This is a genomic window from Olsenella phocaeensis (assembly GCF_900120385.1).
Lineage (GTDB): Bacteria > Actinomycetota > Coriobacteriia > Coriobacteriales > Atopobiaceae > Olsenella_I > Olsenella_I phocaeensis.
In genome coordinates this window covers 1,911,348-1,930,773 of sequence record NZ_LT635494.1, presented here as the reverse complement: position 1 = coordinate 1,930,773, position 19,426 = coordinate 1,911,348, and the positions used below count along the sequence as shown (strand labels likewise).

Here is a 19,426-nt window from a genome sequence, read left to right as displayed (position 1 = left end):
AATGCAAAGCCACCTGCTCGGGCAGGTGGCTTTTTTCATGCCCTTCCACATGCCACCCGCAAGCTACCCCATGACAAGTTGCCCGCTTGCCTATGCATCGAGGGCGAGGCGGAGCTCCTCCCCACTGGGCCTGAAGATCACGTAGCCCGAACGTTGAGCCTCGTAGGCATAGGGAAGGCCCGCCCTATCCATCGCGTCCTCCAGGTCGAGAAGGCAGTGGCCCTCCTCGAAGTAGCGGGCCAGAGAGACCGTGGTGCCTTCGCCCTCCGTTCCGCCCAGCAGCTCCACGAGCCGCCCGACGAGCCCCTTCTCCACCAGAATCCTGTGCCTGTGGAGGGGCATGCCGAAGACCGCACTCGTCACGGGCCCCATGCTGCGTTCCACTATGGAAATCTGCCCTGCGGACTCCTCGTACAGGTGATGGCGCTCCTCCTGGCCCTCCTGACGGCTGTGAAGCAATTCTCTTCTCGGCCTGCGCATTCTCTCCCCTTCTCTCGCCCTGCCCCCATTGTATCAGAAAAACAGAACATATGTTCTGTTTTATCGAGCGGGTCGGGCGGGGGAGGAAGAGGCGCCCCGAAGGACGCCTCTCGACCTCATGCATGTCCTTCCGATGCTACGCATCGGGCTTGATGACCTCCACGCCGCCCATATAGGGCACGAGCGCCTCGGGGATGGTGATGCTACCGTCGGCGTTCTGGTAGTTCTCCATGATGGCTGCCATGGTGCGTCCGACGGCAAGCCCCGAGCCGTTGAGCGTGTGCACGTAGCGGGTGCCCTTGAACTCGGAGGGGTCGCGGTAGCGGATGTTGGCGCGACGAGCCTGGAAGTCCCAGCAGTTGGAGCAGGAGGAGATCTCCTTGTAGTTGTCGTAGCTGGGGAGCCAGACTTCGATGTCGTAGCACTTGCGGGCGCTGAAGCCTATGTCGCCGGTGCAGAGGGTGACCACATGGTAGGGAAGGCCCAGGGTCTGGAGGCAGAGCTCCGCCTCGGCGACCATGCTCTCGAGCTGGTTCATGGAGTCCTCGGGCTTGGCGAACTTGACCATCTCCACCTTGTCGAACTCGTGCACGCGGATGATTCCGCGGGTGTCGCGGCCTGCGGAGCCCGCCTCCTCGCGGAAGCAGGGGGTGAAGGCCGTGTAGAGCAGGGGGAGCTGGCTCGCGTCGAGCACCTCGTCGCGGTGGATGTTGGTGAGCTGCACCTCGGCCGTGGGGATGAGGTAGAGGTCGGGGCGCACGTGATAGAGGTCCTCGTCGAACTTGGGCAGCTGGCCCGTGCCAAAGAGGGAGTCATGGTTGGTGATGACGGGGGGCCACCACTCCTTGAACCCCGCCCTGTCGTGCATGTCGATGAAGAAGTTGATCAGGGCCCTCTCCATGCGGGCCCCCATGCCGCCCAGGAGGTAGAAGCGGGCGCCGGCGAGCTTCACGCCGCGATCGAAGTCGATCATGCCCGTCGACGGGCCGAGGTCCCAGTGGGCCTTGGGCTCGAAGTCGAACTCGCGCGGGGTGCCCCAGCGACGGACCTCCGGGTTGTCGGAGTCGTCCTTGCCATAGGGGACGCTGGGGTCAGGGATGTTGGGTATGGCGGCCACGAGGTCGAAGAGCTCCTTGTCCAGCGCCCCCCTGCGCTCGTCAAGCTCGGCGATGCGGCTCTTGCCCGCGGCGACCTTGGCCTTGGCCGCCTCGGCCTCCTCGTTCCGGCCCTCACGCATGAGCTGGCCAATCTGCTTGGAGGCGGCGTTGCGCTCCGCCTGGAGCGCCTCCACCTCCACGATAGTCTGGCGGCGCTCGTCGTCCAGCTCGAAGAAGCGCCTGCGGTCCCAGTGGGCGTTCTGCCTGGACTCGCAGGACCTATCGATGGCGTCGGGATTCTCCCTGACGAACTTGATGTCGAGCATGTCGTTCCCCTCATGGTCTGGATTCTTTTGGGTTCGGGTGCGGCGCCCCAACCCCTGGCGCAAGGTCGCGCACGTATCGCAAGTATATACTTGTGCTGCTTTTGGACGAGCGCGCGGCACGCAGGGCCGCGCATGCTATGGAAAGGGCACGTCATGGACTTCTTCAGCTGGCTCTTCGGGACGCGCCCAGGCGTGTTGGCCCTCATCCTGGGCGGAATCGTCCTCTTCCTGATCATCTCCCTCGTGCTCGAGCGACGCACTCGTGCCCTGTACAAGAACCACAAGAAGTCCGAGGGCGACTGGGACCTCTTCGACTTCGACGAGGATGACTCGGAGAGCGGCTGGAGCGACTTCGAGGACGACAACAAGTAGGCACGCCCGACCTGACGCAGACCCACGGGGGAGAGGGGCATGCCCCTCTCCCCCGACTTCTTGTCCTTTGGTGGAGATTCGAGCGGCGACTCCGGGCACAAAAAAAGCCCCGGACGAAACCGGGGCCAAGCAATCATGGTGCGGGCGAAAGGACTTGAACCTTCATGAGATTGCTCTCATACGGACCTGAACCGTACGCGTCTGCCAATTCCGCCACGCCCGCGTAGGCATGGATTCTACTACCACCTTCCGATGGCGTGCAACAGAAATCTGCCCTCGTTTCGCAAAAACCGCCGCCGCGGCGCGTTGGGCGCTAGAATGGGTAGACACGGATGGCTCTTGAGCAAAGCAGCTAAATCGAAACGAGACCCGAGCCATGGCAGACACGCTGGGAGCCAGGGGTGCCTCTTCGGCACCATACGGCCAGACATACGAGCAACAGACGCGCGACCAGCTCCTGCTGGGGCGTTACCGCGTCATGCACCCGGGCACCGTCGGTGGCTTTGGCACGGTCCTCACCTGCTGGGACACCCGCCTCCAGCGCCGCGTCGCCATCAAACGCATGCCGCTCGTGGCCCAGGGGACGGGCGCCGCGGGCACGTCCACGGTGATGGAGGCCCTTGCGGAGGCACGCACCTCCAGCATGCTGGCCCACCCCAACATCGTCACGATGTTCGACTTCGAGGCCGACCGCCACTGGGCCTACCTGGTCATGGAGTACGTGGACGGCCTCACCCTGTCCGAGCTCCTCGCGCGGGTGGAGGGAGGGACCCTCACCAACGACGAGTGTGCCCACCTGGTGAGGTCCGTCGGGGACGCCTTGGCCTTCGCGCACGAGAACGGCGTTCTCCACCTGGACATCAAGCCCACCAACATAATGATTGAGCGCTCGGGAACCATAAAGCTCTGTGACTTTGGCATGGCAACGCTTGCCTCGGCAACCGGCTTCGGCGACGCGCGCGGCGGCACCGTGGGCTACATGCCCCCCGAGCAGATCGAGGGGGGGCTCGTCGACGAGCGCAGCGACATCTTCTCACTCGCGGTGGTGGTCTGGCAGGCCCTCACGGGCGAGAACCCCTTCGCGGCGCCAAGCGCGGAGCTCTCGCTCAAGAAGATCGAGAAGGGCCCCAAGTCCACCCTCGCCAAGCTCGACCCCAGCCTCGCCGGCATGGCCGACGAGGTGATGTGCCAGGCGCTGAGCCCCAGTCCCGCGGGGAGGGTCCCTACCGTCGAGGCCTTCAGGGACGAGCTCTCCTTCGCGCTGGGAGACGCCGAGGCGGGCGCCGAGTCGCTGAGCGCACTCATGGAGCAAGACGCGGACGAGGACGGGGCGGGCTCCCTGGAACGGCCCTACGAGGAGCTGTCCCTCTCGTACCGCTACCCCTGGCTCCCGCAACTCGTCACACGCGCTGGCTGCTCCCTAGCAGCCCTCGCCGCGACCTGGGTGGCCCTGGGCGGGGTCGAGCTCGCACAGGCATCGTGGAGGCCGTGGCTGGCGCTTGCCTGCGCCGGCCTGACGGCGGCCTGGACCCCGCTGGGAGGGCTCCTCGCGACGCTCTGCCTCTGCGCCAGCCTCTTCGACCAGTCCACGGTCACGGGCCTTGCCCTCCCCATGGCGCTGGCGCTGGCCTTCCTCGTCTGGTGGGCCCGCGAGGGGAGAAGGGACCCGCTCGGCAGCCTGACCCTCCTCCTCCCCTCCCTCGCCCAGAGCCCGCTGGCGGGGCTCCCCCTTGCGACGTCGGTCCTCGGACCGCCGCGTGCCGCCCTCGCCACGGCGGCGGGCTGGGCCTTCGCCCACTGCCTCATGAGCTCGTGGCGGCTCGGCTTCGACGCGCCCGCGGTGACGCGCGCCCTCTTCGACCTGGCCCTCCGACCCAGCTCCTGGCTGGTCCTGGCCGGTGGCGCCGCGGTTGCCGGGCTGGCCTCGCTGCTCGCCCATTGGAGGGAGACTCCCGCCGCCCAGTACCTGGCACAACTGCTTGCCCTTGGAGGCTCTGTCGGCGTCAGGGCAGTCGCCGCGCGGATGGAAAATGGGGGCACCTGGGTGGCCCCGAGCTGGCCGGCCACCGTCGTTGCGGTAGTCTGTTGTGTGATTTTGTGTCTTGCCGTCAGGCTGAATGGCCCTATTCCCGCACCCGAGGGGGCTGGTGAGTTCCATGAATCTGCTTAGGACCTTCGAGAGCCGCGTGAGCGACGCCTTCGGCGCCGGCGCGTCGGGAAAGCCCGCCCCGTTCTCGTTCAAGAAGCTCGCGAAGCGCGCCGCGCGGGCCATGGAGGCGGAGACCTTCCAGATCGACGGCGTGGACACCGCGCCCGCCCTGTACACCATTCTCGTCGCCCCCGCGGACGACGCGGCCATGCGGCCGCTGTACCGCGAGCTCACCGACGAGGTCTGCGGCTTCGTCGAGGCCCAGGCAGACGCCAAGGGCTACGCCTTCGTGGGCAGGCCCCTCGCGCGCTTCATGNCAGGAGGCGGGAGTCGCGGCCGAGGACGTGGCGCCCGCATCGCCCGCCATGGACATCCCCCCGACCGTCCGCCGCAGCGTCCCCCTCGTCAACCCCCAGCGCGCCCAGACGTCCCGCGAGCTTCCGAAGGAGGTTCCCAGCTGCCTGCTCATCGACCACCAGAGCGGGCGCACTTACACCGGCGGCGCACCGGTCACCATCATCGGCAGGGAGCGCACCCAGGGCGGCATCGTGCTGCGTGACCCCAACGTCTCGCGCAGGCACGCCGAGCTAAGCTACGACGGCCGCGACTGGCGCATCGCCGACCTTGGGTCCACCAACGGGACCAGGGTCAACGACATCGACGTCGACAGCTGCATCCTGAGGGACGGCGACCTCATCACCCTGGGGCTCATGAACCTTGAGTTCAGAGAGAGCCGCGCATGATAGACCTCGTCCTCTTTGGCGGGCGCATCGCGCTCGTCATCCTCCTCTACCTCTTCCTCTTTGCCGTGATGAAGACGGGCATAGGCCTCGTCCGCGGCCAGAGGCGCGACTCGGCCATCTGGTCGGTCGACGTCGAGAAGGGCGAGAGGTCCCTGCGCGGCCTGCACGTGGACATGCTCGGACCCGTCATCGTGGGACGCTCCCCCTCGTCCGACATCGTGATTGACGAGCCCTTCGTCTCATCCTCCCACGCCCGCTTCACCCTACAGGGACCGGCCCTCGTGCTCGAGGACCTCAACTCGACCAACGGGACCCTGGTGAACGGCCACCCCATAGCCCAGCCCGTGACCCTGCGCGACGGCGACGAGATCCAGGTTGGCAACGCCGTCATGCGCGTGAGCCGCCGATGAGCCCGTTTCCCCTACATAGGGACGAGCTCGAGCGAATCCTGCGCGGCGGGGGCGAGGGCGAGGCGGCCCAGCCCGTCAACAGCCCCGGCCACGACACCGTCGCGGTAGGGTCGCGCGAGGGAAGCGAGTCCAAGAGCGGTTCCACGACCAAGCTCTCGTGGGGCTCGCGCACGGACATCGGCCTGGTGCGCGCCCACAACGAGGACTCCTTCCTGGTGCAACCCCCCGCCTTCGCTGTGTGCGACGGCATGGGCGGGCACGCCGCCGGCGAGGTGGCAAGCTCCATAGCCGTGGAGACCATCGGTTCCCGGCTGCCCCTCCATGCGGACGACGTGCTCCTGGGCGCGGCCGTGGAGGCGGCCAACCTCGCCGTCATCCAGGGGGCGGCCGAGGGGCTGGGCAAGCCCGGCATGGGCTGCACGGCATCCTGCGTCCTCGTGGAGAACGGCAAGATGGCCATAGCCCACGTGGGCGACTCGCGCATCTACCTCCTGCACCACGGGACCCTCGTCAGGCTCACGCACGACCATTCCTACGTCGAGGAGCTTGTCGATGCGGGCGAGATAACCGCCGACGAGGCGCGGGTGCATCCCTCCAGGTCCGTGATCACGCGCGCCCTGGGCTCCGACCCAGACATGTACGCAGACCACTTCACCCTGGACGTCACTGCCGGAGACCGCGTCATCCTCTGCTCCGACGGCCTCTCGTCCATGGTCGAGGACTCGGAGATCGAGGCAATCGCGGTCTCGTCCCCCCTGCCACAGATGGCGGCCGACAACCTGATGTCTGCCGCGCTCGCCGCGGGCGGGCACGACAACGTGACCATCGTGGTCGTGGACGTGACGGACGACGGCATGGTCGAGGCGCACTTCCACCGCCGCCGGAGGGTCGCCATGGGGATCGTCGGCGCGCTTCTCGCTCTCGTCGTGGTCCTTGCCGCGCTGGGGGCGGAGCTCGTGGGCAGCTCCTGGTACCTGGGCGACAACGATGGGACCGTGGGCATCTACCACGGCATGGAGGGCAGCTTCCTGGGAATCCCGCTCTCGAGCCTGGCCGAGACCTCCTCGGTCAAGACCAGCGACCTCCCCCTCGCGATCCAGGACCGCCTCAGGAGCGGCATCCTGGTCAACAGCGAGGAGGAGGCCCGCGAGGCCATAGAGGGCTACCGCGACCAGATCGACTCTGACAAGAGCTCCGCCGCCGTCACCGCCGACCGCAGCACGGCCGGCACCGAGGTCTCGAGCCCGCAGGAGATACAGGCCGCACCAGAAGAGGGCGGCGGCTCGGGGTCGTCGGGCAAGGGTGGTGAGTGACGTGGCAGAACGCCATGCGAACACAAGGCGCAACACGGAGCTCCTGCTCCTCGTCCTCGGGGCCGTCCCCGTCGTGCTCCTCTATGCCATGTACATAGCAAACGCACAGGCCGCCGTAACCCTGGGCTCCCTCGCGCTGCCCATCGGGCTCTTCGCCGCCTTCGCGGTGGCGCATGTCGCCATCAGGATCTACGCCCCCGGCGCCGACCCAGCGATCCTTCCCATAGTGTTCCTGCTCTCGGGCGTGGGCATCACCTTCGTGTCAAGGCTCGCCCCCGACCTCGCGGGCGGACAGGTCATGTGGCTCTTCGTCTCCGTCGCCGTCATGGTGGCGGTCCTCGTCGCCGTGCCCAGCGTGGACACGCTCGCGGAGTACAAGTACACGATGGGGGTCGCGGGCGTGGCCCTCCTCCTGCTGCCCATGCTCGTGGGCACCGAGAAGGGCGGCTCCAAGCTCTGGCTCCAGCTGGGCGGCCTCTCCTTCCAGCCCGGAGAGATCGCCAAGGTGCTTGTCGTCCTCTTCCTGGCCGCCTACCTGGCCGAGAACCGCGAGCTCCTCTCCGCGTCGACCCGCAAGGTGGGACCGCTCTCGCTTCCCCACCCCCGTATGCTCGCACCCATGTTCGTCATGTGGGGCGTCTCCCTGCTCATCGTCATCTTCGAGCGCGACCTGGGAAGCGCATTGCTCTTCTTCACCTTCTTCGTGATCATGCTCTACGTATGCACGGGACGCGTGAGCTACGTGCTTGCCTTCCTCATCCTCCTGGCCGTGGGCGGGGCGCTCTGCTACGTGCTCTTCAGCCACGTCCAGACGCGCGTGCAGATCTGGCTCGACCCATTCAAGGACCCCAGCAACGCGGGCCTGCAGATCGTCCAGTCCCTGTACTCCCTCGCCGACGGAGGGCTCACCGGCGCCGGCATAGGCAAGGGTCTGCCCAAGCTGATCCCGGTGGTCGAGTCCGACTTCATCTTCTCCGCCATCGGAGAGGAGATGGGTCTCCTAGGCGGTTCGGCCGTCCTCATCTGCTACCTGCTCCTCGCCGTGCGGGGATTCGCCACCGCGGCCCGCGCCAAGTCGGACGTCGCCGCCTTCACGGCCGTGGGTCTCACGGCCGCCCTGGTGTTCCAGGCCTTCCTCATCGTGGGAGGCGTGACCAGGCTGCTCCCCCTCACGGGCGTGACCCTGCCCTTCATGAGCCAGGGGGGCAGCTCTCTCCTCGCAAGCTTCGTGATCGTCGCGCTGCTCCTCAAGACCGGGGACGAGGGCACGGGTCGCGAGGCCATGGTCCAGGCCTCGGGAACCGGCAAGGTCGCGTCCGTCGAAGCCCCGTCTGAGGTCGTGCACGGCTCCCATGCGCGCGGACGCTTCGGCATCCTCACCCCCGAGTCGGGCGTACTGGGCCGCGTCGCCCTGGGCAACCGCCTCGTCAGGCTCCTCGCCGTCTTCTCGCTCATGTTCGTCGCCCTGGTGGCGAACCTGAGCTATGTGCAGGTCGCGAAGGCCGACTACTACCAGTCGCTGCCCAACAACAATCACACCATCGCCAAGAGCGCCAAGGTGCAGCGCGGGGCCATCATCACCTCCGACGGACAGACCCTCGCCGAGTCTACCCCCCAGGAGGACGGCAGCTACGTGCGCCGCCATCCCCTTGGCGCGCTCGCCGCGCACACCGTGGGCTACCTCTCCACCCGCTATGGCGCGACGGGCGTCGAGGCGTCGATGAACGAGGCACTCACCGGAAGGGCCGACTACTCGAGCTGGAAGTCCGCGCTCTTCTCCATGGCCGGAATCGCCAACCCCGGGTCGTCGGTGGTCCTCACCATCAACTCGCAGATGCAGCGCGCCGCCGAGTCGGCGCTCGAGGGCGAGAGGGGCGCCATCGTCGTCCTCGACCCCTCGACGGGGGCCGTGCTGGCGAAGGCCTCCGCGCCCTCCTACGACTACGACAGCATCGAGGAGGTCATGACGTCGGACGGCAGCGGGGGCTCCCTCATGGACCGCTCGACGCAGACCCTCTACACCCCCGGGTCCACCTTCAAGGTGCTCTCGCTCGCCGCCGCGCTTGACTCCCAGAAGGCGACGCTCGACACGAGCTTCCCGGCTCCCGCGAGCATCTCGATCGGCGGGGCTGACATCACCAACGTCGACCAGGAGGAGTGGGACTCCCTCACGCTCAAGGAGGCCCTGGCCTTCTCCGCCAACACGGTCTTCGGCCAGCTAGGCCAGGAGCTCGGCGGGAAGCTCCTCGTGAGCTATGCCAAGGCCTTCGGCTACGGCAGCAAGATCGGCCAGGACTTCTCAACCATTGCCTCGCTCATGCCCGACCCCGCCGAGATGAGCGAGTGGGAGACTGCCTGGGCCGCCGTGGGACAGCCCGTGGGCATGCACGACAGCCCGGCTGGCCCCCAAACCACCGTCATGCAGAACGCCGTGATGGCCGCGGCCATCGCCAACGGCGGCATAGCCATGAACCCCTACCTCGTGGACCACATCCTGAGCCCCGAGGGAACCACCTCCTCGACGACGCTGCCCAAGGCCCTGGGCCAGGCGGTGTCCGCCCAGACGGCGGCCTCGGTCAAGGAGGCGATGCTCCAGGTGGTCGAGGGCGGAACCGGCACCGCGGCGCGCGTGAGCGGCGTCAAGGTGGCGGGCAAGACGGGCACCGCGGAGGTCAGCTCCTCGGTGGCCAACTCGCTCTTCGTCGGGTTTGCCCCCTATGACCAGCCAACCCTGGCCATATCGGTCTGCATCGAGGGGTCCGAGGACAACGACGTGCAGGGCAGGGCTGCGAGGGTGGCGGGCAAGGTCCTCGCCTCCTGCCTGAGCGTCCAGGCGGCAGGGGCGAACCTCTAGGGGCCTGGGGGTACGGCAGGCGAGGGCGCTGCCTGCCTCGAACGTGGTAAGACGGCGCGGGTGCTGCCGCGCATGCGATGGGAGAGATGATGTCAGACAGGGTGCTAGGCGGACGCTACACGGTCCAGGACAAGATTGGTGCCGGCGGCATGGCCGTGGTCTACCGCGGGTTGGACGAGGTGCTGGGCAGGACCGTCGCCATCAAGACCATGCTGCCTCAGTACGCGGGTGACGCGTCGTTCGCCGCGCGCTTCAAGCAGGAGGCCCAGGCGGCCGCGGCGCTGCAGAGCCCCTACATCGTCTCCGTCTATGACTGGGGGCGCGACGGCGACACCTACTACATCGTCATGGAGTACCTCCGCGGGACCGACCTCAAGAGCGGCATCCGCAGGCATGGCGCCCTGGACGGCAAGAAGGTCGCCCAGGTGGGCTCGCAGATTGCGCAGGCGCTCTCCGTCGCGCACCGCCACGACATCATCCACCGCGACATCAAGCCGCAGAACATCATGGTGCAGCCTGACGGCAACATCAAGGTGATGGACTTTGGCATCGCGCGTGCCAAGAACAGCCATCTGACCACCGACAACTCAGTGCTGGGCACAGCCCACTACGTCTCTCCCGAGCAGACCCAGGGCAAGGAGCTCGGCCCCACGACGGACATCTACTCGCTGGGCATCGTCATGTACGAGGCGGCCACGGGCAAGGTGCCCTTCGACGGGGACGATGCCATATCGGTCGCCCTCAAGCAGGTCAACGAGCAGCCCAAGCCGCCCAGCCAGCTCAACCCCAGCGTGGACAGCGCGCTCGAGGGAATCATCCTCAAGTGCATGCAGAAGGACCCCGAGGCACGCTTCCAGACGGCGGACGAGCTCTACCACGTCCTGCGCGACTACCTCGCTGGCAGGATGCAGGCGGTGAGCAGCGCCACGGCCACGACGGCGATTCCGACCACACCAGTCATGGCACCCCTCCAACCCGTCAACAGCACCCAGTCCATCCCCCGCATCCAGGCCAACGGGCACGGCCGGCCCCGAAGCGCGACAGAGCAGGCGCGAGAGAAGGCACAACGCGAGGCACACGGCCGCAGGCGCAAGCTCGTCTTGGGAACCGTCTTCGTCACCCTGGCGCTCATCGCCGCCATCGTCGCGATAGCCAGCCTCCTCACCAACCGCAACGCCACCGCAAGCGTTCCCAACCTGTCCAACCTGACCGAGGAGCAGGCTCTTGCAACCATCGACGCCTCGGTTTTCGAACGGGGCACGGTCAAGGAGTCCTACAGCTCCACCGTCGCATCTGGACTGGTGATGGACCAGAGCCCCGACGCAGGTCTCGAGAAGGCGCGTGGCACCCAAATCAGCATCGTCATCTCGAAGGGCCCCGAGCCCGCGGCGGACGTCGTGGTCCCCGATCTCAAGAACCTCTCGCCCTCGGAGGCGGAGCAGGCCCTTGCCAAGGCGAACCTCGTGGGCCAGGCCGGCGACTCCGTCTATAGCAGCGAGGTGGAGGTGGGCAAAGTCGCGCAGCAGAGCATCGCGGCCAACAGCACGGCCAAGGCAGGTGACACCGTAACCTACCAGCTCTCGAAGGGCGTCGAGACCGCCGAGGTGCCCGACGTCACGGGCTACGGCGAAGAGAGTGCGAGGAACACGCTCCAGAACAGCGGCTTCGGCGTGAGCGTCCAGCGCAGCTCGAGCAACAGCGTCGAAGAGGGCGAGGTCATCAGCCAGTCTCCCACCGGCACCGCAGAGAAGGGCGGCACCATCACCATAACGGTCTCAACGGGACCCGCCGACAAGAACATCCCCAACGTGGTGGGCTACAGCGAGGACGGGGCACAGAGCGCCCTGGACAACGCGGGCTTCCTCGTCAACACGACCTACGCCACGAGCCCGAGCGTCCCTCGGGGCAACGTGATCAGCCAGTCCCCCACCGGCAGCGCGAAGGCGGGAAGCACCGTGACCATCGTGGTCTCCACCGGGTCCGGCTCTGGCACGAATGGAGCGGGCGAGGCGGATGGTGGTAGCTCTGGCAAGAGCAGCGGCACCTCCAGCTCGACCGAGACGAAGTAGGCGTCGCCGACGGACGGTGCGAATACCCCCGCATCCATCCATCTGGGTGCGGGGGTTCCCTTGTCCGTCCGACCACCAAGAGCACGAGGCGGGCAAGACAAGAAGAGGCCTCGTACCGCAGCGCGTGCGATACGAGGCCTTGTTCTCTGGTGACCCCGATTGGATTCGAACCAACGACACCAGGTTTAGGAAACCTGTGCTCTATCCCCTGAGCTACGGGGCCATGCAAAGGCATTCTACCATCACCTGGCCGCGGGCGCAGCACAAAGCTTCACGTCTCGCAGTAATTGCGGCGTGTCGGAGTCTCGTGAGCCGCGAACTCCGATCATCCTGCATTGCCGGTAGTTGAATGCCGACAGACGTAGGGCGAGAGGGAATACGAGACAAGAATATCCCGCTTGTCGGCACTTTGCAGAGCATGCGGTGCCGACAAGCGCGGGATGTCCCGACGGTCGGAAAGGCCTACTTCTTCTTGGCCTTCCCCTCCTGCTCGAGCTGCTTGGCGTCCGCCTCAAGAAGGGCCATGACCTTCTTGCTGCTCATGGATGCCACCTCCGCGTCAGCAGCGCGACGCAGGGGCCTCACCTTGCGCCAGTCGTACACGAAGGCCGCGATGATCGCCACGTACGCGAACACGATGGCGACCAGCATGACTATGCCGGCAGGCGATGACGGGTTGGTCGCCGCCTCGGGGTAGAAGTAGGTGATGGCCCAGGTGACCAGGGTGATGACAAGACCGGAGCCGATGAGCGCCCACCAGACGCGTTGGCTCTTCCTGAACTCCGAACGCTGGTTGAGAAGAACGCGGGACAACGTGGCCCTGCGGTCCTCCTCGTCGCGCCGCGCGTTGCGTGCCGCCTTGCGCTCCTCCTTCGTCATCTCGCTCTCGGCCTTGCCCGAGGCAGATTGGCTGCCGCGGCGCACCTTCTCGCTCGAGACGACCCTCACGCCCGACGCCGCCTCGCGGGCGGGACGAGCGCGCGTGACCGAGCGCCTGGTAAATCCGGCGTGGGGCTTGTCTCCCCCGTCGGCTGCCTCACCGGCCTTGGATGCCTTGGGGCTTGCCGCGGGAACGCTTCCCGCCTCCTCGGCCTCCTTGCGGGCCGCTTCGATGGTGTCACGCAGAGACATGGGACTCCTTCATGGGCTTGAACTCGCTTGCGGTGATTATCTTGAATGCCTCGGCATAGCGCCTCGAGCTGCCCTCGATGACGTCGGAGGGGATGTGGGGCGGTTCCCCGGTCATGTCCCAGTTCGCCTTGAGCCAGTCACGCACGAACTGCTTGTCATAGCTGGGCTGGACATGGCCGGGTTCGTAGCCGTCGGCAGGCCAGAACCGGCTCGAGTCGGGGGTCAGGCACTCGTCGATCAGGGTGAGCCTGCCATCGACCATGCCAAACTCGAACTTGGTGTCGGCAATGACGATGCCCCTGGTGGCCGCATAGTCCGCGGCGGCCTCATATATCCCAAGCGAGGCGTCGCGCAGCTGCGCGGCCACCTCTTCCCCCACGATCTGGGCGCAGCGCTCGAACGAGATGTTCTCGTCGTGGTCGCCGAGCTCGGCCTTGGTCGAGGGGGTGAAGATGGGCTCAGGCAGCTTTGATGCCTCCTCCAGGCCGCCGGGAAGCTTGATTCCGCAGACGGTGCCGTCCTGGTCGTAGGTCTTCTTGCCGGAACCCGTGAGGTAGCCGCGGACGATGCACTCGATGGGAATGGTCTGGGCCTTCATCACCAGCATTGAGCGGCCGCTCAGGTAGTCTGCATAGGGGGCAAACTCCTCTGGATAGTCCGAGACGTCCATGCTCAGCATGTGGTTGGGCATGAGGTCCTGGAACCTCTCGAACCAGAATGCGGAGATGCGGGTGAGAACCTCCCCCTTGAAGGGAATCTCGTCCGGAAGGACGTAGTCGAACGCGCTCACACGGTCGCTGGCGACCATGAGCAGGCTGTCGCCGCAATCGTAGATGTCGCGGACCTTGCCGTGCGAATCGGGGCGAAGCTCCATGGCTTCCATTGTCTCTCCCATCGATGTTGACGACCGTGGTCGTGCCGGGCACGACGTTCCCCATTCTAGATGAAGCCTGACCAAGCTCGGCAAACAACGGAACAAGTCACCCGATGACAACCGGACTGGCGGGGAAGCGCCCTCCCCTACCTCTCCTGTTGCGGGCGAGCGGGTGTCTTGCGTTGCTCGAGGGGGAGGCGGAGGGTGAAGGTGGTGCCCTTGCCCAGCTCGGACTCCACGCCAATGACGCCGTTGTGCTTCTCGACTATCTCCTTGGTGAGGGCGAGGCCCACCCCCAGGCCGCCCGAGACGCGCTCGCGGCTTGCATCGGAGCGCCAGAAGCGCGAGAAGACCCTGGGGATGTCCTCCTTCGAGATTCCGATTCCCGTGTCCTGGACCGAGACCTGCACCTCTCCCTTGACGCGGTCGCGCCTGACGCCCACGACGACCCATCCGCCCTCGCCCGTGTAGCGCATGGCATTGGACATGAGGTTGGTCACGGCCTCGCGGATGAGGTCCGCATCCACCTGGGCGTAGCACTCGTGCGCGTCCGTCTTGTCGTCGAAGCGCAGGTGGAGGCCCTTCTCATGGAAGAGCTGATGCTGCATCGAGACCATGCTCTTGACCAGGTAGACCATGTCGGTCCGCTCGAGCTTGAGCGCGCGCGTGCCGTTCTCGATGCGCGAGAGGTGGAGCATGGCGTCCACGAGCCGGGAGAGGCGGCGCACCTCCTCGGCCACCGTCTCGAAGTGCTCGTCGTCTGAGGGCAGGACGCCGTCCTGCATGGCCTCGACCGTGGCGAGCATGGCCATGAGCGGCGTCCTGAGCTCGTGGGCGACGTCGCTCGTCAGGCGGTGCTCGAACTTGATGTCGTGCTCGAGCTCCGTTGCCATGGAGTCGAAGGTCTCTCCCAGGCGCCCTATCTCGTCGTCACCGCGCAGGTTGGTGCGGGCCGTGAGGTCGCCGCTCCTTATCTGCGCCGCCGTCGAGGTGATGGCCTTGATGGGCTTGGTGAGGGCACGCGAGGCCAGGTACCCGATGACGCAGGCAAGGATGACCGCGACCGCCGCTGCCGCCGCGACGGCACCGTAGGAGTTGGTGCGGAAGGTCGAGTCGGCGCTGCTCGTGAGGGCGGTGGACCCATAGGCAAGGAGCCTGACCGTCCCCACCACGTTGCCCGACGAGCTGAGCACCTCGGCCGAGACTATGGACTCGGGCCGGCTCGAGGGCGCCCGTCCGCTCGTCGCCGACATGCGATGCGAGACCGTCCAGGAGTCGTCGTAGAGCATGGTGCCGTCGGAGTCCTCGAGCTGTACCGCCACGCCGGCGGACGAGACGGAGGCGAAGTGGGCGTAGCCCAGCACCTCGTCGGTCCATGAGCCCGCGCTGTCGTACTGTACGGCTATGCCGTCGGCGAGCTGGTCGGCGAGGGTCTGAAGGTTCTGCTGGGTGTAGCGACGAAACTGCCCCTCCCAGACCACCGCAAGCACCACCGAGAGCACCGCAGCCGTCATGATCGCCGTCAGGGCGAAGTAGAAGGCCATGCGAGCGGTGAAGGTCTTGGTCGGTCGCGAGCCGGACGTCCGCGCCATGGTGTTGAAGGAGGACTTGGGTGAGTCCGACCCAAGTGAGGAGGCCTCGCCGTACTCGCGGCGGGCCTCCTCGTTGTCGAGTATGTCAGGCAAGGTCTGCGTCCCCTACCTCTTCGCCTCGCCGGCGTCCGCCTTCTGGGCTGACTCGAAACGGTACCCCACGCCGTGGACGGTGTACAGCCAGCGCGGGTTGCGCGGGTCGTCGCCCAGCTTGGCGCGGAGGTTCTTCACGTGCGAGTCGATGGTGCGCTCGTAGCCCTCGAAGTCGTAGCCCAACACCTTCTCGACAAGCTCCATGCGGGTGTAGACGCGTCCTGGGTAGCGGGCGAGGGTGGTGAGCAGCTTGAACTCGGAGGCAGTGAGGTCGACCTCGTTGCCCTCGACCATGACCTTGTGGCCCGAGATGTCGATGACCAGGTCTCCGAAGTCCAGCACCTCCAGCGGGGGCTCAGCCTCGGTGTGGGCGCGCCTGAGGAGGGCGCGCACACGGGCGACGAGCTCCCTGGGCGAGAAGGGCTTGATCAGGTAGTCGTCGGCGCCGAGCTCCAGCCCGATGATGCGGTCTTCCACCTCGCCCTTCGCGGTGAGCATGATGATGGGGACGCTCGACGTCTCGCGAACGGCGCGACAGACGCGCTCGCCCGAGAGCTGGGGAAGCATGAGGTCGAGCACGATGAGGTCGAAGCTGTGCTTCTCGAACTCCTCGAGGGCGCTCTTCCCGTCACCCACGCCGCGGACGATGTAGCCCTCGCGCTCGAGGTACGCCGCCACGGCGTCACGAATGGTCTTCTCGTCCTCAACGAGCAGAATCTTCTTCTCTTCCGAAGCCATTCCGGCCCCCCTCACGTCCCGCCGATGTCCCAGCTCCCCACGTCAGGCATGGGTGCACAATTTGCCTATACAAGAGTCATTTTAGCGCACCTGGCGTCCGTGCCCCAGAGACTAGAGCGCGAAGGACCTCACGGCGACGGCCGACGGATATCCGGTCTTCTCGTCCTTGACCGTGGCGAAGGTGACGAAGTGGTCGCTCGTGCCAAGGGTGGCAGGATACTCCCCGTAGTCGATGCAGCGGTTGGATGCCGAAAGCACCGAGTAGGTCTTTGCGTTGGTGTCCACGACGAAGTAGGAGGAGGTGCTTTTGATGACGAACGTGTCACCCTTGCCCGTCACGGCCGCAGTCGGCTCGCGCGAGAGCATGACGAAGGGCCCCTCGCCACTGCCGATGTAAGTGCCCATCTTGCCCAGGAGGCCACCGGACGAGTAGCTCGCCTCGATGGAGAAGGCGAAGCGGTCGCCGATGCGGACGGCATTGAGGGGCCTCACCGACGCGGGAAGCACGAGTTGGTCAATCTTGGTTGAGAGCTTGTCGGAGAGCGAGTACGCCGTGATGCCATAGAAGGTTCCCTGGTCAGCGTTCACCCGGGGCACGAGCGTGACCGTCCCGTCCGAGACGGCCGGCTCGGTGGCGAAGCGACCCGGCGACTCCACGACGGCCTGTGCGCTCGTGTCGCCGGTCTGCCAGAGGTAGCAGAAGGAGTGCTCGGACCTCTTGTCGCCCGACGCGGAGGGCATGACCTGCCAGAGCACCCTGGAGTCCGTGACCGCGAAGCGCGGCGGGTCGTAGTCCGAGCCTGCCGACCAGAGCGTCGAGGGTGTGCCGGAGAGGGCTCCGTCCGCAAAGGCGGCAGCATAGAGGGTCCAGTCGTGGGTGAGCAGGTTGAGCTCGACCCAGGCGTATGCGGAGTCGGAGCAGCGCACGTCATAGATGGCCACGTTGCTAGCATCGCCGGCCAGGGGCTTCGGGACCACCTCGCTGACCTGTCCCGTCGAGATGGAGAAGGCACCACCCTTGACCATGGGGTTCGAGCTCGAGCCGGCCGTGGTGCAGGGGACCCAGCTCCCCTCGCCCGGATGGAGCACGTTGCCCAGGGAGATGCTCCAGCCACCCTGCTGCGCGATGGGAAGCTGCTCTGCCTCCTGGTAGCTCTCGAGGATGTTGGTGGCAGACTCCTCGCCCACCACCACCGGGCTCGACCCCTCCTCGGACTTGTGCTTGCAGCCTGCGAGCACACTCACGCCCGCCGCGGCGACGCTCGCGGCGGCAGTGGCGCGAAAGAGGCCCCTCCTGGTGATGCTGTGCTTCGTCATGCGAGAAGGAACCCCTTTCCGGAATCGGTCGGCCGTCGGCTGGGCGCATCCCATGCCATCCCGCCTACTCGAAGCTCAGTCCTTCCAAGCGGTCAAAGAGCACGTCGGACCTGGTCAGGAAGCTACGTGGGTCGAAGATGGCGTCGAGCTGCTCGTCCGTGAGAGTACAGGCCGGGTCTGCCTCGAGCTTCTCGCGGAAGCTCGTGCCCTGCTCGCAGCGCTGGATCTCTCCCCAGGTGGCCATGGCGTTCGACTGCACCACCTTGTAGGCGTCCTCGCGGCTCATGCCCGTGTCCACCAGGGCGAGCAGGACCTTGGACGAGAAGAGCATCCCACGGGTGCGGTTGAGGTTCGCCATCATCTGCGCCGGGTACAGCACCAGGCCGTCCACGATGCGGATGAGGCAGCCAAACATGTGGTCGAGCGCGATGAAGCTGTCCGCCTGGGCGACGCGCTCCGCGGAGCTGTGGCTGATGTCGCGCTCGTGCCAGAGCGCGACGTTGTCAAAGGCCACCTGCGCGTTTGCCTTGACCACGCGAGACAGGCCGCAGACCTTCTCCACCGTGATGGGATTGCGCTTGTGGGGCATGGCGCTCGAGCCCTTCTGGCCACGGCGGAAGGGCTCCTCGGCCTCGAGGGTGTCGGTCTTCTGGAGGTTGCGGATCTCTGTCGCTATGCGCTCGCAGGTGGCGGCGCAGGTGGCAAGGACGCCGGCGAGGTATGCGTGGTGGTCTCTGCTGATGACCTGGGTCGAGAGCGGGTCATGCGCGAGGCCCAGGTGCTCGCAGACGTACTCCTCGACGCGTGGGTCGATGGACGAGTAGGTGCCCACCGCGCCGCTGATGGCCCCGAAGGCCACGTTCTTGCGGGCGTCCTTCAGGCGGTCGTGGTCGCGCTTGAGCTCCCAGGCCCAGCTGCCAAACTTCATGCCGAAGGTCATGGGCTCGGCATGGATGCCATGGGTGCGGCCCACGCAGAGGGTGTCCCGCTCCTCGAAGGCACGCCTCTTGCAGATCTCCCCCAACCTGGCGCAATCGTCCAGGAGGATGTCGACAGCCTGGGTGAGCTGGTAGCAGAGGGCCGTGTCACCCAGGTCTGAGCTGGTCATGCCGTAGTGCACGTGACGGCTGGGCTTGGGCTGGCCCTCGGGGACCTCCGCGTCGATGTACGAGCCCATGTTGGTCAGGAAGGCGATGACGTCGTGGTTGGTCACGGCCTCGATCTGGTCGACCTCGTCCTTGTCGAAGGCGGCGTGGTCGCGAATCCAGCGCGCCTCCTCCTTGGTGATGCCGCCCTGTCCCAGCTCGGCATGGGCCTCACAGGCCAGGACCTCGATCTCCTGCCAGATGGCGTACTTGTTCTGGAGCGAGAAGATGTGACCCATCTGGGGGCGGGTGTAGCGGTCGATCATGCGGGGTGTCCTTTCCTGGGCTGCGGACGTCCCCCAATTCTAGCGCGCCGCGGCGGGGCCCACTAAGCGTGCAGAGGTGGGGACCCTGGCCGGAAGGCCGCCGTCGGCGTCCCCTGCCGCCTGCGACCTACTCCCCCGCCAGGGAACCCTCGTCGGCCTCGAGCGCGGCGCGCGCCTCTTCGAGCTGGCGAGCGAGCGCCTGGGTACCTGTACCGCCGTAGCTGTTACGGGCCGAAGCTATCCCCCTTGGGTCGAGGTCCTCCGTCACGTCGGAGTCGAAGAGCCCGGAGGCCTGGCGGAACTCCTCGGGCGTCAGGTCCTCCAGGCCCTTGTGATGCCTCTCGCAATATAGGACGAGCTCCCCCACCACCTCATGGGCCTTGCGGAAGGGCACCCCTCGCTTGGCGAGGTAGTCTGCCACGTCGGTCGCGGCGGTGAAGCCCTTCCTCGACTCCTC

At 66.5% G+C, this 19,426-nt stretch carries 16 protein-coding genes, 2 tRNA genes and 1 pseudogene; 8 read left to right on the top strand and 11 right to left on the bottom strand.

Features of this window, described 5'->3' with window-relative positions; all coding sequences use genetic code 11:
* Positions 1-90: 90 nt before the first annotated feature.
* Entirely contained in the window at positions 91-459 is a 369-nt protein-coding gene (locus BQ7388_RS09295) for a hypothetical protein (RefSeq protein ID WP_159430823.1), read from the bottom strand.
* A gap of 157 nt (positions 460-616) precedes the next feature.
* Complete coding sequence (gene serS / locus BQ7388_RS09290; RefSeq protein ID WP_072500330.1) at positions 617-1,903, bottom strand: serine--tRNA ligase; 1,287 nt, start codon at positions 1,901-1,903, stop codon at positions 617-619.
* A 153-nt stretch (positions 1,904-2,056) separates the two neighbouring features.
* Between serS and BQ7388_RS09285 the strand changes: the two genes are divergently transcribed.
* The gene (locus BQ7388_RS09285) at positions 2,057-2,275 is read left to right on the top strand and encodes a DUF6724 family protein (protein ID WP_009278311.1); all 219 of its coding nucleotides are present in this window, start codon (positions 2,057-2,059) and stop codon (positions 2,273-2,275) included.
* A gap of 136 nt (positions 2,276-2,411) precedes the next feature.
* Here the strand turns inward: BQ7388_RS09285 and BQ7388_RS09280 are convergent.
* A tRNA-Leu gene (locus tag BQ7388_RS09280) sits at positions 2,412-2,498 on the bottom strand.
* A gap of 153 nt (positions 2,499-2,651) precedes the next feature.
* Between BQ7388_RS09280 and BQ7388_RS09275 the strand changes: the two genes are divergently transcribed.
* The 7 genes from BQ7388_RS09275 (at position 2,652) to pknB (ending at position 11,813) form a co-directional block, all read left to right on the top strand.
* The gene (locus BQ7388_RS09275) at positions 2,652-4,445 is read left to right on the top strand and encodes a serine/threonine-protein kinase (protein WP_072500329.1); all 1,794 of its coding nucleotides are present in this window, start codon (positions 2,652-2,654) and stop codon (positions 4,443-4,445) included.
* A complete protein-coding gene (locus BQ7388_RS09270; protein WP_327196104.1) occupies positions 4,393-4,983 on the top strand; it encodes an FhaA domain-containing protein in 591 nt (196 codons plus the stop codon). Before BQ7388_RS09275 ends, BQ7388_RS09270 begins: the two co-directional genes overlap by 53 nt.
* The gene (locus BQ7388_RS13115; protein WP_072500509.1) at positions 4,886-5,167 is read left to right on the top strand and encodes an FHA domain-containing protein; all 282 of its coding nucleotides are present in this window, start codon (positions 4,886-4,888) and stop codon (positions 5,165-5,167) included. The genes BQ7388_RS09270 and BQ7388_RS13115 overlap by 98 nt, the downstream gene beginning before the upstream one ends.
* Positions 5,164-5,577: an FHA domain-containing protein gene (locus BQ7388_RS09260; protein ID WP_009278308.1), complete on the top strand. Its 414-nt coding sequence runs from the start codon at positions 5,164-5,166 to the stop codon at positions 5,575-5,577. The genes BQ7388_RS13115 and BQ7388_RS09260 overlap by 4 nt, the downstream gene beginning before the upstream one ends.
* Positions 5,574-6,890 (top strand): Stp1/IreP family PP2C-type Ser/Thr phosphatase, encoded by a 1,317-nt coding sequence (locus BQ7388_RS09255; protein WP_072500327.1) that lies wholly within the window; start codon positions 5,574-5,576, stop codon positions 6,888-6,890. The genes BQ7388_RS09260 and BQ7388_RS09255 overlap by 4 nt, the downstream gene beginning before the upstream one ends.
* Before the next feature lies 1 nt (position 6,891).
* A complete protein-coding gene (locus BQ7388_RS09250; protein WP_062531810.1) occupies positions 6,892-9,744 on the top strand; it encodes an FtsW/RodA/SpoVE family cell cycle protein in 2,853 nt (950 codons plus the stop codon).
* Between the two features lie 89 nt (positions 9,745-9,833).
* A complete protein-coding gene (gene pknB / locus BQ7388_RS09245) occupies positions 9,834-11,813 on the top strand; it encodes a Stk1 family PASTA domain-containing Ser/Thr kinase (RefSeq protein WP_062531551.1) in 1,980 nt (659 codons plus the stop codon).
* Positions 11,814-11,960: 147 nt separating this feature from the next.
* Here pknB and BQ7388_RS09240 read toward each other — a convergent pair.
* From BQ7388_RS09240 to BQ7388_RS09205, 8 genes and pseudogenes are all read right to left on the bottom strand, one after another.
* Positions 11,961-12,036, bottom strand: a tRNA-Arg gene (locus BQ7388_RS09240).
* 239 nt (positions 12,037-12,275) lie between these two features.
* Positions 12,276-12,944, bottom strand: coding sequence for a hypothetical protein (locus BQ7388_RS09235; protein WP_072500326.1), 669 nt, complete (start codon positions 12,942-12,944; stop codon positions 12,276-12,278).
* Positions 12,931-13,827: a phosphoribosylaminoimidazolesuccinocarboxamide synthase gene (locus BQ7388_RS09230; RefSeq protein ID WP_197414976.1), complete on the bottom strand. Its 897-nt coding sequence runs from the start codon at positions 13,825-13,827 to the stop codon at positions 12,931-12,933. Before BQ7388_RS09230 ends, BQ7388_RS09235 begins: the two co-directional genes overlap by 14 nt.
* Positions 13,828-13,964: 137 nt before the next feature.
* The gene (locus BQ7388_RS09225) at positions 13,965-15,503 is read right to left on the bottom strand and encodes a HAMP domain-containing sensor histidine kinase (protein WP_009278302.1); all 1,539 of its coding nucleotides are present in this window, start codon (positions 15,501-15,503) and stop codon (positions 13,965-13,967) included.
* A gap of 12 nt (positions 15,504-15,515) precedes the next feature.
* Positions 15,516-16,241 carry a response regulator transcription factor gene (locus tag BQ7388_RS09220; RefSeq protein ID WP_009278301.1) on the bottom strand — a complete coding sequence of 242 codons (726 nt, stop codon included), beginning with the start codon at positions 16,239-16,241 and terminating at the stop codon, positions 15,516-15,518.
* Between the two features lie 111 nt (positions 16,242-16,352).
* The gene (locus BQ7388_RS09215; RefSeq protein WP_072500325.1) at positions 16,353-17,558 is read right to left on the bottom strand and encodes a Tat pathway signal protein; all 1,206 of its coding nucleotides are present in this window, start codon (positions 17,556-17,558) and stop codon (positions 16,353-16,355) included.
* Positions 17,559-17,622: 64 nt separating this feature from the next.
* Positions 17,623-18,969 (bottom strand): adenylosuccinate lyase, encoded by a 1,347-nt coding sequence (purB, locus tag BQ7388_RS09210; RefSeq protein WP_072500324.1) that lies wholly within the window; start codon positions 18,967-18,969, stop codon positions 17,623-17,625.
* A gap of 127 nt (positions 18,970-19,096) precedes the next feature.
* Positions 19,097-19,426 (bottom strand): annotated as a pseudogene (locus BQ7388_RS09205) (argininosuccinate lyase); the annotation flags it as partial.